Source organism: Nonomuraea sp. NPDC005650 (assembly GCF_040605375.1).
In the GTDB taxonomy this organism is placed as follows: Bacteria; Actinomycetota; Actinomycetes; order Streptosporangiales; family Streptosporangiaceae; genus Nonomuraea.
In genome coordinates, this window is sequence record NZ_JBEXCR010000068.1 from 26,877 (window position 1) to 43,026 (window position 16,150).

Below are 16,150 nucleotides of genomic sequence, written 5' to 3' on the forward strand. Positions count from 1 at the left end.
CGGGGTTCCTGCTCATTCAGCAGACCAAAAGCTGCCCGATCGGGTTCAGCTCGGCGGCGCCGCCAGCGCGCGGGCGCAGACACCGAGCCCGATCTCGCTGGAGGCCTTGACGAACACCACGTCTCCCGGTTCGAGGAGCGCGGTGGCCAGCCTGAGGGCCCCGGCCACGTCCTCGACGGCATGGACGGCCACGCCCCGGTCCGAGGACTCCGCCGCCTCCGCCATGGCGAGCGGGTCCCCTGTTCCGACCGCGATCAGCACGTCGAAGTGGAGGTCGGCGACGAGCCGGCCGATCTCCGCGTGCCGGGCGCGGGAGGCGTCCCCCTGCTGCCCCATCGCGCCGAGCACGGCGACCGTACGACGGGTGCCGGCCAGGGCCTTCACCGCCCGCAGCCCGGCCCGCATGGATTCGGGGTTGGCGTTGTAGGCGTCGTCGACGACGGTGATGCCGTCAGGTCGTTCGACGATCTCCAGCCGGCCCGCGGAGCGCCGCCGCGCGGCGTTCAGCCCGTCGGCGATCTCGGCGACGCCCAGGCCGAGTGCGGTGGCCGCGGCGGCGGCGGCCAGGGCGTTGCTCACCTGGTGCTCGCCTATGAGGTCGAGCTCGACCGGGGCTCGGCCGGCGGGCGTCACCAGCTCGAACGCGGTTCGCGCGCGGCCGGCCACCCGCACGGCTTCGGCTCGCACCTGTGCCTGCGCCGAGCGGCCGTACAACAGGATCCGGGCCCTGGTGCGGCCGGCCATGCCCATGACGTACGGGTCGTCGGCGTTGAGCAGTGCGAACCCGTCCGGCGCAAGTGCCTCGACCAGCTCGCCCTTGACCTCGGCCACGTCGGCCGGCCCGCTTCCCATCCGTTCCACATGTGCGGTGCCGACATTGAGCACCAGCCCGACCTGGGGTGGCGCGAGCCCGGTCAGGTACGTCAGGTCGCCCTTGCGGCCCGCACCCATCTCCAGCACCAGGTATCGGGTGCCGGCATCGGCACGCAGCACGGTGAGCGGCAGCCCGAGCTCGTTGTTGAACGACCTGTCGGTGGCGACCGTCGCGGCGTGCCGTTCGAGCACCTGGGCCAGCAGGTCCTTGGTCGTGGTCTTGCCCACGGAGCCGGTCAGGCCGATCACGGTCGGGCCGATGTGTTCGAGCAGCTGCCTGGCCAGCAGGCCGAGCGCGAGCTGGACGTCCTCGACCACGAGGGCGGGCACGCCGACGGGCCTCGCGGCCAGCACGGCGACGGCGCCGCCCGCGATGGCACGGGCCGCGTAGTCGTGACCGTCGACGCGGGCGCCGGCCGTCGCGGCGAACAGTCCGCCGGGCACCACCTCGCGGGAGTCGACCGCCGAGGGCGCCGTCACCAGCGCCCGCGGGTCGCGCACGTCATGCAGGCGTGCGCCGACGACCTGCGCGATCTCGTTCAGCGTCATGGGGATCATGAGCCGCTCCTGGCGAACGCGAGGTCGATGAGGCGGCGCAGCAGGTCCGGGTACGGAACGCCGCTCGCGGCCCAGGCCCTGGCGTAGACGGAACGGGAGGTGAAGCCGGGCATGGTGTTGATCTCCAGCACGTACAGGCGTCCGGTGTCCTCCTCATAGAGGAAGTCGACCCGGGACAGGCCGTGGCCATCGATCGCCCGGAAGGCGCGCAGGGACAGCTCGCGCACGTTCTCGGCCACCCGTTCCGGCAGTACGGCGGGGATGGTGGCGATCTCGGCCTGGCTGAGGTACTTGGCCTCGTAGTCGAGCCAGTCGCCGGGCACGATGAGCTCGCCGGGCACCGAAGCGTCCGGAGTGTCATGGTCGCCGAGCACGCCGCAGATGAGCTCGCGCGCGGTCACGCCCTGCTCGACGACGACCACCCGGTCGTAGGCCAGCGCCAGATCCACGCCCGTGCGCAGCTCCTCCATGGAGGTGACCCGTGAGATGCCGATGGAGGAGCCCATGCCGGCCGGTTTGACGTACATCGGCCAGTCGAGCGACTTCACCAGACTCCAGTGGTCGGTGGTGGTGCGCCATTCGTGCTCGGTGAACCACACATGTGGGGTGACCGGAATGTCCTCCGCCAGGAACGTGCGCCGCATCGCGACCTTGTTCATGGCCACGGCGGAGGCCAGGACGCCGCAGCCCACGTACGGGATGCCCAGCGTCTCCAGGTGACCCTGGACGACGCCGTCCTCGCCGAACGGCCCGTGCAGCACGGGGAAGACCACGTCCGCCAGATCGCGTCGCAGCTCCACCGGCCACCTGCCCTGCCGGTCGATGATGACGGCGACGGGCTCGTACAGCTCCCTCGGCAGGGCATCGAGCACGGCCTGAGCCGACTGCAGCGACACCTCATGCTCGGCGGACGGCCCACCCGCCAGCACAGCCACGCGTACGCGTTCAGTCACGATCGATCAGCCTTCCTCGGTGGCACGGTGTTCGCGGTCGCAGGACCGGCCTGCGGAGTGTCGGCTCTTCGCCTGACCGGTTCCCAGGCCATTCGCTGTCCACTTACTGACCGAAGCGCACCCGTGCCCAGGTGGCAGATTCGGGGTCACCAGGGGATGACGCCGTCGTCCTCGAAGAACGAACCGGTCGGGCCGCCGTCGGGCAGTGTGGCGAGCCGGATCGCCGTGGCCGCGCCCTGCTCAGGGGTGCGGGGTCCGTGGAAGCCGGTGAAGTCGGTCGCGACCAGGCCCGGGCAGGCGGCGTTGATCAGGAGGTCCGTACCGGCGAGCTGCCGGGCGTACTGCACGGTGACGGCGTTGAGGAACGACTTCGACGGCGAGTAGGCCGCCATGACGGGGCCGATCTCGATGTCCGGGTCCGCCTGCCGGGTGAGGGAGGCGACGGCGCTGGAGACGTTGACGATGCGTGGCGACGTCGCGCGCCGCAGCAGCGGCAGCATCGCGTTGGTCACCCGGATGACCCCGATGACGTTGGTCTCCACGACCGTGCGGACCACGTCGAGGTCGAGCGTGGTCGGGTCCTGCACCCACCCCGGCCCCGTCTCTCCCGAGATGCCGGCGTTGTTGACCAGGACGTCCAGGCGCCCGGCCCGCCGTTCGATCAGTTCCGCGGCGTCGGTGACGCTCCGGTCGCCGGTCACGTCCAGCGGCACCCCGAACGCGTCCACCCCGGCGGCGCGCAGCTTCTCGACGGCGGACTCGCGCCGGGCCTCGTCGCGGGCCCCCACACCCACGCGGTACCCGAGGGTGCCCAGCCCTTTCGCGATTTCGTACCCGATCCCCTTGTTCGCGCCGGTCACCAGCGCGATCTTCGTTTCGCTCATGCCGTTGATGCTCGCTCGCGGACGAGCGGTGCGGCCAACACCGGTACAGTGACCTGTCATACCCGGCAGGTATCACTGGGCTATGGTGTGGCCATGGATGCCTTGGAGACCCGCGAGTTGCGGTATTTCGTGGCCGTCGCCGAGGAGCTGCACTTCGGCCGCGCCGCCGAGCGCCTCGGCATGGCCCAGCCACCGCTGTCCCGGGCGATCCAGCAGCTCGAGCGGCGTCTCGGTGTCTCCCTGCTGAAACGTAACCGCCGCGGCGTCTCCCTGACCGGCGCCGGAGAGGTGCTGCTGCACGAGGGCCGCGCGGCCCTCGACGCGACCACCGCCGCCGCTCGCCGCACCCGTCGGGCCGGTGGCGCCGACAGTCCGGGCGGCCCCCGCAACCGCCTGGTGCTGGCGGTGAAAGCCGGCGCGTCTCACGAGCTGCTGCACAAGCTCCTCGACGCCTACGCGGCCGAGCCCGACGCCGCCGAGATCGAGGTACTGCCGAGTGGCACGTGTGAGCAGGAGGAAATGCTGCGCGACGGCCGCGCTGACGTGGCGCTCATGCACAAGCCGTTCAACTCCCTCGCCGGGTTCGACAGCGAGGAGCTGATGACCGAGGGGCAGATCGCCATCCTGCCCACCGGCCACCCTCTCGCCGCGCGCAAGGCTTTGTCCCTGGCCGACATCAGCGACCTCCCCGATCTTCCGCTCGCCCGCTGGTCCCGCCACGGCACGTACCCACCCGGGCCGGGCCCCGAGATCCACGACCAGACGCAACTGGCCCAGCTGATCGCTCTCGGACGCACGGTGGCCGTCTTCCCCGACTCCGCCCGCGCCTGGCTGTGGGCCGAGCACACCGCCGTCCCCCTGACCGACGCGCCCCCCGTCGTCACCCACATCGCCTGGCCCGCGCACAGCCGCTCCCTCGCCCTCGCCGGGCTGATCCGCACGGCCACCCGGCTGTGACCCTCTCGCGCCCTCCATCGCCGCCGCCGATGGGGCCAGCCGTAGACCTCCGGACTGGTCCGGAGGTCTACGCACGTTCAGGCCGCGGCCGGCGCTCGCGGGCCGCCGACAGGATCAGATCGGCATCGAGGAGGTCACCCGCCAGCCTTGGCTGTTGGTCGGCGCGTTGGAAGTGATGTTGGTCTGGGTGCCGTGCCACCAGCATCTGTTGTCTTCGAGCTGCCAGAAGGCCACGTCGTAGGTGATGTCGAAGGTGTCCACCCCGAATTCACCCATCAGGCGGGTGTGCGGTGGGACGGGGTTGCTGGCCGTAATGGTGGTCGACGACGTCATCGACTTTGTGACGCTGCTGCTGACCGAGGCGGAGAACGTCACGTCCAGCAGCTCGGATTTGAACGTGTCGCTGACGCCGAGAGTGACCGAATTTGTGACCGAGAAGGTTTTCGACTCGGTCGTGGAGAAGGTCCCCATCCCAGTCGTATCGGTTCTGTTGTCGACGAACGCCGTGGCGACCGGAATGAATCTCGGCGTCACCTGCCTGATCCAGAACGTGAGAAGCACGTGCTTGTGGGTGTGGCCGTCAGGGAATTGAAGGAATCTGACGATGGGATTGCCGGCCTCATCTTTGAAGTTCGGATCGGCGGTGAACTGGTCGAACTGGTAATGGTAACTTTCGCCTGGATAGGGCAGGCAGGTATAGGCCGCCGATGCCGTTCCCGGGATCGCCACCACCAGCCCTGCGACCAGCGCCAGCGCCAGCGCGACCCGGCGTCATCGACGTCGGATCCCCCCTCGGCCAACTGTCGTCGACATGAATTCCCTCCTCCGCGAGATTTCTTACAGACAAAGCCGGGCGACCAGACCCTGCGCCTGTCTTTGACGGGCATTTAGATCTGATCCGCATAAGACGGTAAGGCCGATTCCGCCTCATGTCTGGATCAACACCATTGCTCTATTCATCAGGACACGGAGAGTCAGCTAATCAACGAGCTGGGGCCGTCAGGGTGGCCGGATGCGGCCGATCGACCGAGGACGCCGCCCGGCGCCCGGCGAGGTCGTCCGCCGGCGCACCCGCGCCACGGCGATGGCATGACGTGGCTGTGACTCGGCGATGACTTCGCCGCCGACCTGGCCCGCGGCATCGGACTCCCCTGCGTCGAGGCGATGGCCCGGTACGACGTGCTACGCCTCGGCGGAGACGGCGAACACCAGCGGCTCGGCGAACTCGACACCGCGCTCGGCACACCGCTGAGCCACGCGCTGGCGAAAGCGGCCCACGGGCTCAGACACGCGGACGGCGAGGCACTCTCGCACGCCACCGACGTCCTCGCCCACCTCGGTCACCACCTGCTCGCCGCCGAGACCGCGACCTGCGCGGTCCGCGCCTGTCGCCGCGCCGGTCTGGCCGGCAAGGCGGCGCTGACGCTGGAGCGCGCGGCCGCGCTGCGCGCCCGATGCCGAGGCGCCGTCACCCCCTTGCTCGATCACGAACACGTCTCCGCCGTGTTCACCCGCCGCGAGCGCGAGGTGGCACTGCTCGCCGTCCGCCTCAGCAGCCGGGCCATCGCCCAGCGCCTGGGGCTGTCGGTGGCGACGGTGAACAACAACCTGGCCCGCGTGTACGGCAAGCTCGGCATCAGCAACCGCTCCCAACTCGCCGCCCTGTTTGATGCCGTTCCGGCGGATGATCTCCACCCGCCGATGCCCTTTACAACGTAGATTTCTTAGGGGGTCGCGGTGGCCCTTCGGACGCAGTCGCGAAGCAGGGCGCGGCGCTGGTCATGTACGTCATCGGGCTCTTGGCTGCTGGCCGCGTACACGTTGCTGACCGGCGACCAGGCCATGGACATGGCGATGACCATGGCCATGATGTCGAACGGGTCGCCCGCGCGGACCCGCCCGGCGGCCTGGGCCTCGGCGATGGCCGTGAGCTTGCGGTCGTCGTAGTGCTGGTGGGTCTCGACGAGGTGCCCGGCAGGCCGGCGCTCCAGCCGCGTCCAGGTCGCCAGCCGGATGAGGTCGGGACGGCGCAGGTATTCGTCGTAGAGGCGCACGGCCCAGTCCGCGAGATCGTCGGCGTCGATGGGCACGACGTTGGTGATGCGCTCCAGCGAGCTGAGGAAGATCGCGTCGAAGAGCCGTTCCTTGTCGCCGAAGTAGGCGTAGAGCTGCGCCTTGTTGGTGCGCGCCGCCGTCACGATGCGTTCGATGCGCGCCCCGGCGATGCCGTGCTGAGCGAACTCCTCGGTGGCGGCGTCCAGGATGCGCTGGTACGTCGCGGCACCTCGCGAGGTCTGGGGCTGTTCCGGCATGGGCCCACCCTACCAAACAGAACAGTCTGTTTGCTCTGGTGCGCTCGGTCGGCGACCGCGTCGCGGTGGGCAACATCGTCGACTCCTGCGGCGTGTGCGCCATGTGCGAAGCCGGACAGGAGAATTTCTGCCACTCCTTCCCGACCCTCACCTACGGCGGCACCGACCGGCAGGACGGGTCGACCACCCTGGGCGGCTTCTCCCGCGAGTACGTCGTGCGCGACGCATTCGCCTACCCGCTCCCCTCCGGCCTCGACCCGGCCGCGGCCGCCCCGCTGCTGTGCGCCGGCGTCACCGTCTGGGAACCCCTGCGCTCCCTCGGCGTGGGCGCCGGCAGCCGCGTCGCCGTGGCCGGGCTCGGCGGCCTGGGCCACCTGGCGGTCAAGATGGCCGTGGCGCTCGGCGCCACCACGACCGTCGTCAGCCGTACGCGGGACAAGCGCGAGGATGCCCGCCGGCTCGGCGCTCACGACCTCATCGTCTCCACGGACCTCCAGGAGATGGCCGCGGCACGCGACACCTTCGACGTCGTCATCGACACCATCTCCGCACCCCACGACCTCGCCCCGTATCTGAAGCTGGTGGCGATGGACGGCACGCTCAGCCTCCTCGGCTACCTGGGCCCGGTCACCGTCGAGGCCATGGACCTGCTCGTGGGCCGCAAGAAGCTCAGCTCCGCGGGCAGCGGAGGCCGCCCCGCGACAGCCGAGATGCTCCGGTTCTGCGCCGACCACGGCATCGCCGCCGACGTCGAAGTGCTCCCGTCGGCACAGGTGGACACGGCGCTCGACCGCCTCCGGCGGAACGACGTCCGCTACCGCTTCGTGCTCGACATGTCCGACCTGAACTGAAGAGCCGGCCGGCCGGGCCGTTGTGCGCGTCGGCTCGTCCGGCCCGGCCGATGCCGAACCGGACGGCAGGCGTCGCCCAAGCCGGCGACCTCAACGCATCGTGCTCATGGCACGTTCGATCTTCTCGCTCGGATACGGCGTTGCCCGATCAGACCAGAACAGGTCCCAGTAGAAGTCGTTCATCGCCTCCGCCACGGGCGCGTGCCGGCGGAGCATCGCGGCGACAGCCGGCGGAGCACCGGCAGGTTCCGCGCCGTCCGCCCACGCCCGGATGTACTCGTTGCGCTGTCCCACTGCACCGTTCCGCGGCACCGGCACCCCGCAGATATCGGAGACGAGCCAGTTGACCAGCCGCATCAGCCCGTAACCGAGGTCGTGAGTCCGGTTGCGGTCCAGGAATTCGATCTCCTGCCTGGACAGGTCGAACCGGGAGGAGGTCGCCAGCCCGAGGTCGGCGATGTACAGGCGTTCGCCGTCGGTGAGGATGTTGCGGAAGTGGTTGTCGAAGTGCATCAGCTCCTGGCCGTTCATGAAGGCCACGTCGGTCAGCATGCACGACTCGACCATGGCGCTCGCCGCCACCGCGGCGTCCTGGCCGGCGGCGAGCTGAGTGGCCAGCCACTCGTTGAGGTTGTGGGGGATGAACTCCTGAAACAGCACGATGCTGGCCGAAGCCTGTGCGACGGCGTGGAGACGATCCCGTACCGCCGGCGACCCGCCCCAGTACCGCACGACCGTCTCAACGTCGGCATGCTGATCGCTCTGCGGCGGCGCCCCCGGCAGCACCCGCCAGTGATACAGCAGCGGGAAGGCCGCGGTGCGCCCGGCCAGGACCCAGTTGGTCGTCATGACACCGGCCGCGAGTTCACGCCACGTACTGAAGCTCGGCCCGCCGATCCCGTACTGGCAGAACGGAGGCAGCCCGAACAGGTTGGCCGTGGACATCACGTTGCCCGCGCGGCGTTCCAGGTCGGTCAGCGGCACCCGCTTGGCGAAGACCGGCACGCCGTCCACGGCCAGCAGTGCCGAGGTGCCGCCTATCCCCTCACCAAGAACCTGTGCCTGCTCCAGCGACTCGCCGAGCTGCCGGTCGCTGTGTAACGCCAGCGCGCTCGCGACCTCGCCGTATCGGCTGACCCGCTCACCGTGAGACATGTCCAACCGGCTGTTTCGCAGTTCCAACGACACACCCTTCGTGATCAACTTCGGGTGTGTCAGACACTACACCGCCAGGTGGCCGACCGGCCGGACCTGGAACGTCCGGCCGGCTCGGTTGGCAGCCGGGCAGGGTGCTCTGCTCGATGTCAGAGCGTCATGAGGCGCTCGTTCCCCGGCCGCTGGGGGGTTGGAAGCCGGTGAGGCCGGGTGTGTTGTTCGTGGTCAAGACGATCTGGTTGAGCACCAGCCCGGCCTCACGGGGGGCCAGCGAGATCGTGTGCTCGCCCGGCGCGAGCGTCAACGCGGCCGCGGCGACGCTCGTGCTGCCGTACCAGGTCTCGAACCCGGTCTCCGGCCCGGACTTGTTCGACTGGTACCTCCACTGCCCGTCGACGAGCACATGGTAGGAGTCGGCGTCGGCGTTCGGGTTGCTCGTGTTGACGAACAGGTAGTACGTGCCACCGGTCCGGAGGTCGACGGTGAAGTCGAGCCGCGGTGGCGTTCCCGCCGCGGAGCTCCCGTTGACCTTCTGCGTCGGACCGGCCTTGAACAACGCCTCGGCCTGGGCCGCCGAGGTCGCCAGCCACTGCGCCTTCGCGCCGGCGTCGGCCGGCGGGACGACCTGGAGACCGTTACGGGCCAGCGCCCAGCGGTGCGTCCCGTTGTTGCTGTCGGTCGCGTGGGCGGAGGCGCTGTTCTCGAGCGCGTCGGCCGCATCGGCGACCACCCGGCCGCCCTGCTCCAGGTACGGGCCGACCGGCGCGCCCTCTCCCCTGCCCACCGTGACAGGCACCACCCAGGCCTCGCCACCACCAGCGGTGATCGAGACCTCGGCCGTGCCGGCCCGGTGCCCGGTGACCCGCGCCTGACCGTCCTGCACCTCGACCGACACGGCGGTCTCGTTGTCGGAGTTCGCGGCCACCACCTTCCGCACACCCTCGACCGTGCTCGTCTCGCCTGCCGACGTCTGGATCGCCGGCAGCCGGCGGAGCTCCGGCATCGTGTCGGGACGAGGCGCCACGGTGGCCCTCTGGGGTGCGGCGATGTTGTTCGGGCTCTCGGGCGGGCCGACCAGGCCGTCACCGGCCGCGCCGGCGCGGGTCTCGATGATGATCCGGTCGAAGAGGATCGCCGCGTCCGAGCGGTAGACCACGAGGTCGTGCCACCCCGGCGTGGTCACGTCGACGGTGAAGCTCAGGGGTTCGATTCCGTGCATGATGTTGAATCCCCAGGTGCTGGTGCTCGTACCGGCGACGGAGTTGCCGCGCAGCAGGCTGGGGGCCTGGGCGTCGAGCCCGATGGCCGTGCGCGCGGTTCGCGGCGTGCCGTCGTCCTCCGTGCCCTCGTTCAGCGTCGGGATTCGGTAGAAGGTCCCGGTGAAGCTCCCGGTGGAGGTGAAGTGGACCCGGTATCTCAGGCGGGCGGTCGTCTCGAAGCCGGAGTCGACCCGGGGCGCGATCTCCGGGAAGCCGCCCATCGATGCCCCGCGCTGGCCCACGCCCTCAAGGGGAGCCCACCGGCTCCCGTCGGCGCCGGGCACGTTCTCGGAGAAGTGCTCGGCCTCGAGGGCCACGTATCCGTTGGCCTCCAGGTGCGCCGGCTCGGCGACCCGGCGTAGATCCACGGCTGCCCGCTCCGCGTCGACCGTGAACGTCGCGACCGGGTCGCCGACCTTGGCGCCGTCGACGGCGTTGAAGACGCGGATCGTCCCCGTCGTGGCCGGGTGGTTCTTGGCGACCGTCACCGTGACTCGTTGCTCTGTCGCGGTCGTGCCCGAGCGCTGAGAGAGGGTGATCCACGGGGCGTCCGCCTCGCCGACCCACTGCTGCGGTTTGGCCACGTCGTCCCGGGAGAACACGTCGAAGAACCGCTTGTCGTCGGGCCCGGCCGAGTTGAACGTCAGCGTGCCGCGGCCAGGCTCCTTGCTCCCCTCGGCGGCGGCGCCCACGGCGTCGGCCGGTGCGGCCACCCGGGCGTACCGGTCGTTGGTGAGCATGACGGCGCCCTCGTTCGGGAAGCCTTCGGGATGGCTGTGGCCGATGGCGTGGTCCCACTTGCCGTCGCTGATCGTGTTCCAGTAGTCCTCGTCGGCGAAGATGCGCTCGCGGGCCTGCTTCGAGAGCAGCTCGTAGCTTCCCGCGCTGGCGTAGCGGCCTTGGGCGGCGGCGAGCTGGTTCTTCCAGTAGTAGCCGATCTGCTCCGCCATGTTGCGGTAGGAGCGGACGCGGTGGAGCACCTGCTGATAGAACGCGGAGCGATAGCGCGGTTCGAGCTTCGCGGAAACACCCTCGAGCACCGTCACGAGCTTGTTGGACTCGTTGATGTAGCGCTGGAGCTCATCCCCGTTCGAAGTGGCGCTGAACGGGAAGACCTGACCGTTGTGGATCCTTCCTGAGTTCGCGTTGGAGGAGTTGATCTCCCCCCAGAACTCGGCGCGCTTGGTGTTCTCGAGCGCGTCGAACCTTTTCAGCGCGTCGGCGACCGCGGCCGCGTTGTCGCCCCTCAGCCGGAAGTCCCGCTGCGCGTGCTCGGTGAGGAACTTGGTGTCGTCATAGCCCTGGACGTCCCACGCGAGCTTGGCGAACAGGTCGAGCTTGATCTCGCCGGGTTTGATGTCGCCGACATTGAGGATCCAGTAGCGCCCCGCGCCGGAATTCCACGCCCGGCGCAGTTGCTGCACCATCAGGGACATCGGCGTCGAGTTCAGCCACAGGTAGCTCTTCGGCTCGCCCCAGTAGGAGATGTGGTAGTAGACGCCGTTCCCGCCGGACCGGGCGGCTTCGGTCCGCGTGGGCACCTGGCGCAGATAGCCCTGGTTGTCCTCGGCCCACATCAGGGTCACGTCGGCGGGGATGTGGTCCTTCAGCCCGGCGTTGTAGAGATCGTTCATCTCCTTGTAGGGGATGAACACCTGCGGCACGGCGTCGGCGCTGCCGTAGATCCCCGCGATCAGCTTGCGCTGCTCGCGGATGACGTCGGCCAGCATCTCGATCTTGTCCTTGAACCCGTACGGGTTGCCGGGTGTGAACACCGGATCGCTGTCGTGCACACCGCGGATGCCCAGGGCGAGGATGTTCTCGAAGGCGGCGTTGGCGACCACCCGCTGGCGCCAGTACTCCAGGATCGCGGGCTTGTTGATCGAATAGTCGAAGGCCGCCACGGCGTCCGCGCCCTTGATGTCGAGCGCGTCCTTGTTGCGGGCGTACCACTGCCGCCACTCGCCCTCGTTGTTGCGCAGCATCAGCTCCGCGTGAGAGGAGGATGCGACCACGCCGTACGCCGCCGCCTCGCGAGCGTTGATCGGGGTCCCCTGGTCGTACGTCCCGGTGTCGGTGACCGCGTTGAACGCCCTCGAGGCCAGGTGCATCGCCGGCCACAGCGTGTTCAGCCTGAGGCGCAGCATCAGCTCATAGACGTGCCGGTAGTAGTTGACATCAGGCGTGCCGTTGGCGGTGGGGAACTTCTTCTTCGCCCACGCGACGGTGCGTTCCTCGTCGTTGACGAAGATTCCGCGGTACTTGACGTCCGGCCCGTCGTCGACCCGGGCCTTGCCCTTGACCTCGATGTCGTCGCGCTGCCTGACCGGCACGTCGCTGTACCAGTACCAGGGCGAGACGCCGATCTCCTCGGAGATCGAGTAGATCCCGTAGATCGTCCCGCGGGCATCGCTGCCCGCGATCACCAGTGCGTTGTCGACCCCGGGGACCGGGTTCTTGATGGTCTTGGTGGCGTACGCCTCCCACCTGCCCTTGATCCCGGCGGCCTCGGCGAACTTGCCGGCTCCGACGATCCCGTCGATCAGCCTGCTCCGGCCGATCTGGCCGATGATGATCGCGGTCTTTCGGCCCGCGGCGTCGGTCAGCAGGGCCGGCAGCTTGTTCCGGTCGGCCTTGGCCAGCCGCGCTTGCTTGGCCGGCTCGTCGTCGGCGAACAGGCTCTGCACCTCACCGGGATCGATCGCCCCGGTCACCATGGCGACGTCCTGACGCAGGTCCTGGACCGCGCGGCGCACCTGCTTGTAGTCCCGATCGGCCTGATCGCCGTCGTAGGACGGGTCGATCAGGATCGGAGCGGTGGTGTGACCGTTGAAGACGGTGAAGTCGGTCGACGCCGCCTGCGCCGGCGTCACCCCCACCGATGTCAGCGACGCGGCCAGCACAGCGCCGATCGTCACAGCCGCGGACCACCGCCTGACCCGACCCGCCGCATCGCGCTCGTCGTGCTGCACACCTCGACCTCTTTGTCCGGGCTGCGACATCCCTCGCCCCTCTCGCCCGACTTGTCACTGTGTGGCCGGCATGATCGCAAGGTAGGTAGCACCCGACAATTTCTGCAAGGTGTTGCCAGAATTTCCATCTCGTGACTAGATGCGTTCGTGGAGCCCACGATCTTTGACGTCGCGCAAGCCGCCGGTGTGGCCGCGTCGACGGTCTCCCGGGCGTTCAACAAGCCCGGCCGGGTCAACGAAGCGACGCGACAGCGGGTGGTCGCCGCCGCCGCGCAGCTCGGCTACCAGCACAGACCGCAGAACCGCGCTCTTCCCGGTCTGCGCCACCGCACCATCGCCATGGTGCTGTCCGACATCACCAACCCCCACTTCTTCGAGCTGATCCGCGGCGCGGAGCAGCGCGCGAAGGCGTCCGACGCCACGCTGGTGATCCTCAACGCCGAGGAGTCCCGGCGCATCGAGGAGAACCAGATCCGCGACCTGGCCGCCGGCGTGGAGGGGTTCGTGCTGGCCTCCAGCCGGCTCGACGACGAGGTCCTGCGCGACCTCGCCAAACTGCACCGGATCGTCCTGTTCAACCGAGAGCTGCCCGGGTTGACCAGCGTGACGTTCGACACCGGCGCCGGCTGTCAGCAGATCCTGGAACACCTGGCCTCGCTCGGGCACCGGAGCTTCACCTACTGCGCCGGGCCGCCCAGCTCCTGGATAGGCGCGGCGCGCTGGGCGGCACTGAGCGCCGGGGCCGAGACGCACGGTCTGACGGCACACCGGATCGGTCCGTACGCCCCCAACGTCGCCAGCGGCGGGGCCGCGGCCGACGGAGCACTGCGCACCGGTGTGACGGCGGTCGTGGCGCACAACGACCTCGTGGCGATCGGCATCATCCGACGCCTCTCCCAGCGCGGTGTCCGGGTGCCGGCCGACATCAGCGTGATCGGGTTCGACGACATCTTCGCCGCCGACTTCGTCCATCCCTCGTTGACCACCCTGGCCGGGCCCGGCTCACACGCCGGTCGGCTCGCGGTGGAGCTCTTGATCGAGCAGTTCGCCGCACGGTCACAACGCGACGGCGAGGCGATCCGCCTGCCTACCGAGCTGGTGCTTCGCGAGTCGTCCGGCCCAGCGGGACGTCCCGCCTGAGCGCGCTGCCCCACGGCGAGAATCTCCGACGGAACACTTGAGGTTCCACCGGGTGGAAGGTGCAGATTCGAGCCATGAACGACGTCACTGGTCTTTACACGATCGGAGAACTGGCCCGGCGTACGGGGCTGCGGGCGCGCACGATCCGATTCTGGTCCGACAGCGGCGTCGTCCCCCCGGCCCAGAGGTCGGAGGGCGGGTACCGGCTCTATGACGCGGAGGCGGTCGCGCGGCTGGACCTGGTCCGGACACTTCGCGACCTCGGGCTCGGCCTTGAGGCCATCCAGCAGGTGCTGGAGCAGCGCGTCACGCTGAGCGAGGTGGCGGACCTGCACGCCAGAGCACTCGACGCCGAGATCCGCACCCTGAAGATCCGCCGGTCCGTCCTGCGCATTCTGGCCGACCGTGACAGCTCGACAAAGGAGATTTCATTGATCAACGCACTGGCCCGACTATCGGCACGGGAACGCCGGCAGGTCATCGACGACTTCGTTGACCGCGCGTTCGCCGACGTCGTCGACGAGGACTCCGCGCTCGTCGCGGGATGGATGCGCGACCTCCCCTACGATCTGCCGGAGGACCCGACCTCCGAACAGGTCGACGCGTGGGTGGAGCTGGCCGAACTGGCGGGTGAGGAGAGCTTCCAGCACACGGTCCGACGGATGGTTCTCAGCGGCGAGGACGACAACCGCCTGGAGTACGGCCTCAACCTCCGGCCCTTGGTCCTGGAGCACGCGGGCGCCGCTCTGTCGCGCGGAATCGCGCCGGAGTCCCCAGGGGCGCGCCTGATCCTGGATCGGATCATCCCTGACGACCTTCCCGCGGAGGAGACCGCCGCCCTGATCACGTGGCTGGACCTGGTCGCCGAGCCCCGGGTGGAGCGGTACTGGCAGCTCCTGAGCATCCTCAAGGGCCAGACGCCGTCCCCACCAGCGGTCCCGGCCTTCGAATGGGTGCTGGCCGCGCTGCGCGAACACCGCTGATCCGTACGTCCGCACCGGCACCCGCCGGCGAACCACCAGGTCGCTGCCCCGGCCGCCGGTATGGCGCTGGAGGTTGGTGTAAACGGCGCCGGGAATCAGGGCGTTGGCGGTGATGTTGTCGGCCGCCCAGTAGACCCCTAGTAGCTGGCCGTGGCGTGCTTTTCGAGCACCATGACACCGTCGGGCCGACCCGTCGTCGTTCCAAGGAGCGGAAAGGTTGTGGCAAGAGCTGCGCCTGGTCGCATCAGCGGGAGTGCGGCGGGCACGGTGACCGGGTACGCGGCGCAACCGGCGGCGCCTCGCCGGCGGTGGGAGCCTGGGGGACGTATGAACATCGGTCTCGGCCTGCCCATCAGCGAGCCCGCGGCCTTGCTGGAGTGGGCCCGGCTCGCGGACGCGGGGCCGTTCAGCACGCTTGGCCTGCTCGATCGTCTCGTCTACGACAATCCCGAGCCCTTGGTCGCTCTGGCCGTGCTCGCCGGGGCGACCTCCAGGATCCGCCTGCAGACCGAGGTGCTGCTCGCCCCGCTGCGCGAGCCGGCGCTGCTGGCCAAGCAGACCGTGACCCTGGACCGCATGTCGGGAGGCCGCTTCACGCTCGGCATCGGCTTGGGGGCGCGCCGGGACGACTACGAGGCCGTCGGTGCGGACGTGCACCGGCGCGGGGCGCGACTGGAGGAGACGATGGAGGTGCTGCGCCGCGTCTGGTCGGGCGAGCCGTACGGCGAGGGGATCGGCCCGATCGGGCCCAGGCCCGCCCGCCGGGGCGGCCCCGAGGTGTTGTTCGGCGCCTTCAGCCCGGCCGGGATCCGGCGTGCCGCCCGTCTGGGCGACGGTTTCCTGTGCGCGGCGCACCTCGCCGACGCCGAGGGTCTGTTCCGCTCCACCGAGGCGGAGTGGCAGGCGCAGGGACGTTCTGGCCGTCCCCGGCTGGTCGCCCAGTTCAACGCCGCGCTGGGACCGGATCACCTGGTCAAGGAGGCGCGTGACCGGCTGTACGACTACTACAGCGGCCCCCACTACATGAACCTGCCGGCCGGCTTCGCCGAGGGCGCGGTGGCGAGCATGCTGACCACGTCCGACCAGATCCGCGACACGGTCACCCGGATGGCGGACATCGGCGCCGACGAGGTCATGTTCTACTGCTGGGCCTCGGACACGACCCAGGTGGAACGCTTCGCCGGAGCGCTCGGCGGCACGTGAGGGCCTCCTCACAGACCTACCGCCAAGGAGGCCGGGTCTTGAACGCTTGC

The 16,150-nt window shown here is 69.6% G+C and carries 13 protein-coding genes; 6 read left to right on the forward strand and 7 right to left on the reverse strand.

Annotated elements, in window-relative coordinates:
- Window positions 1-45: 45 nt before the first annotated feature.
- The 3 genes from murF to ABZS69_RS61325 all read right to left on the reverse strand — a co-directional run bounded on the left by murF (window position 46) and on the right by ABZS69_RS61325 (window position 3,268).
- Complete coding sequence (gene murF, locus ABZS69_RS61315; RefSeq protein ID WP_355392441.1) at window positions 46-1,431, reverse strand: UDP-N-acetylmuramoyl-tripeptide--D-alanyl-D-alanine ligase; 1,386 nt, start codon at window positions 1,429-1,431, stop codon at window positions 46-48.
- Window positions 1,428-2,384 (reverse strand): D-alanine--D-alanine ligase family protein, encoded by a 957-nt coding sequence (locus tag ABZS69_RS61320; protein ID WP_355392444.1) that lies wholly within the window; start codon window positions 2,382-2,384, stop codon window positions 1,428-1,430. Before ABZS69_RS61320 ends, murF begins: the two co-directional genes overlap by 4 nt.
- Before the next feature lie 146 nt (window positions 2,385-2,530).
- Window positions 2,531-3,268 (reverse strand): SDR family oxidoreductase, encoded by a 738-nt coding sequence (locus ABZS69_RS61325; protein WP_355392447.1) that lies wholly within the window; start codon window positions 3,266-3,268, stop codon window positions 2,531-2,533.
- Between the two features lie 93 nt (window positions 3,269-3,361).
- Here ABZS69_RS61325 and ABZS69_RS61330 point away from each other — a divergent pair, with 93 nt between their 5' ends.
- Window positions 3,362-4,225, forward strand: coding sequence for a LysR family transcriptional regulator (locus ABZS69_RS61330; RefSeq protein ID WP_355392450.1), 864 nt, complete (start codon window positions 3,362-3,364; stop codon window positions 4,223-4,225).
- Window positions 4,226-4,339: 114 nt separating this feature from the next.
- On the opposite strand, the gene ABZS69_RS61335 is transcribed toward ABZS69_RS61330, so the two are convergent.
- A complete protein-coding gene (locus tag ABZS69_RS61335; RefSeq protein ID WP_355392453.1) occupies window positions 4,340-4,957 on the reverse strand; it encodes a hypothetical protein in 618 nt (205 codons plus the stop codon).
- A 432-nt stretch (window positions 4,958-5,389) separates the two neighbouring features.
- On the opposite strand from ABZS69_RS61335, the gene ABZS69_RS61340 reads away from it, so the two are divergent.
- The gene (locus ABZS69_RS61340) at window positions 5,390-5,944 is read left to right on the forward strand and encodes a helix-turn-helix transcriptional regulator (RefSeq protein WP_355392456.1); all 555 of its coding nucleotides are present in this window, start codon (window positions 5,390-5,392) and stop codon (window positions 5,942-5,944) included.
- 5 nt (window positions 5,945-5,949) lie between these two features.
- Here the strand turns inward: ABZS69_RS61340 and ABZS69_RS61345 are convergent, their stop codons facing one another.
- Entirely contained in the window at window positions 5,950-6,537 is a 588-nt protein-coding gene (locus ABZS69_RS61345; RefSeq protein WP_355392459.1) for a TetR family transcriptional regulator, read from the reverse strand.
- A gap of 38 nt (window positions 6,538-6,575) precedes the next feature.
- Between ABZS69_RS61345 and ABZS69_RS61350 the strand changes: the two genes are divergently transcribed.
- On the forward strand, window positions 6,576-7,388 hold the full coding sequence (locus ABZS69_RS61350) for an NAD(P)-dependent alcohol dehydrogenase (RefSeq protein ID WP_355392461.1): 813 nt from the start codon (window positions 6,576-6,578) through the stop codon (window positions 7,386-7,388).
- 90 nt (window positions 7,389-7,478) lie between these two features.
- Here ABZS69_RS61350 and ABZS69_RS61355 read toward each other — a convergent pair whose 3' ends face one another.
- Together ABZS69_RS61355 and ABZS69_RS61360 are read right to left on the reverse strand one after the other, a co-directional pair.
- The gene (locus ABZS69_RS61355; protein ID WP_355392464.1) at window positions 7,479-8,543 is read right to left on the reverse strand and encodes a serine/threonine protein phosphatase; all 1,065 of its coding nucleotides are present in this window, start codon (window positions 8,541-8,543) and stop codon (window positions 7,479-7,481) included.
- Between the two features lie 157 nt (window positions 8,544-8,700).
- The gene (locus ABZS69_RS61360) at window positions 8,701-12,720 is read right to left on the reverse strand and encodes a glycosyl hydrolase 115 family protein (protein WP_355392466.1); all 4,020 of its coding nucleotides are present in this window, start codon (window positions 12,718-12,720) and stop codon (window positions 8,701-8,703) included.
- Between the two features lie 201 nt (window positions 12,721-12,921).
- Here ABZS69_RS61360 and ABZS69_RS61365 point away from each other — a divergent pair, with 201 nt between their 5' ends.
- The 3 genes from ABZS69_RS61365 to ABZS69_RS61375 all read left to right on the forward strand — a co-directional run bounded on the left by ABZS69_RS61365 (window position 12,922) and on the right by ABZS69_RS61375 (window position 16,100).
- Entirely contained in the window at window positions 12,922-13,914 is a 993-nt protein-coding gene (locus ABZS69_RS61365; protein ID WP_355392469.1) for a LacI family DNA-binding transcriptional regulator, read from the forward strand.
- 74 nt (window positions 13,915-13,988) lie between these two features.
- On the forward strand, window positions 13,989-14,897 hold the full coding sequence (locus ABZS69_RS61370) for a MerR family transcriptional regulator (RefSeq protein WP_355392472.1): 909 nt from the start codon (window positions 13,989-13,991) through the stop codon (window positions 14,895-14,897).
- Window positions 14,898-15,224: 327 nt separating this feature from the next.
- A complete protein-coding gene (locus ABZS69_RS61375; RefSeq protein WP_355392475.1) occupies window positions 15,225-16,100 on the forward strand; it encodes an LLM class flavin-dependent oxidoreductase in 876 nt (291 codons plus the stop codon).
- Window positions 16,101-16,150: the final 50 nt, after the last annotated feature.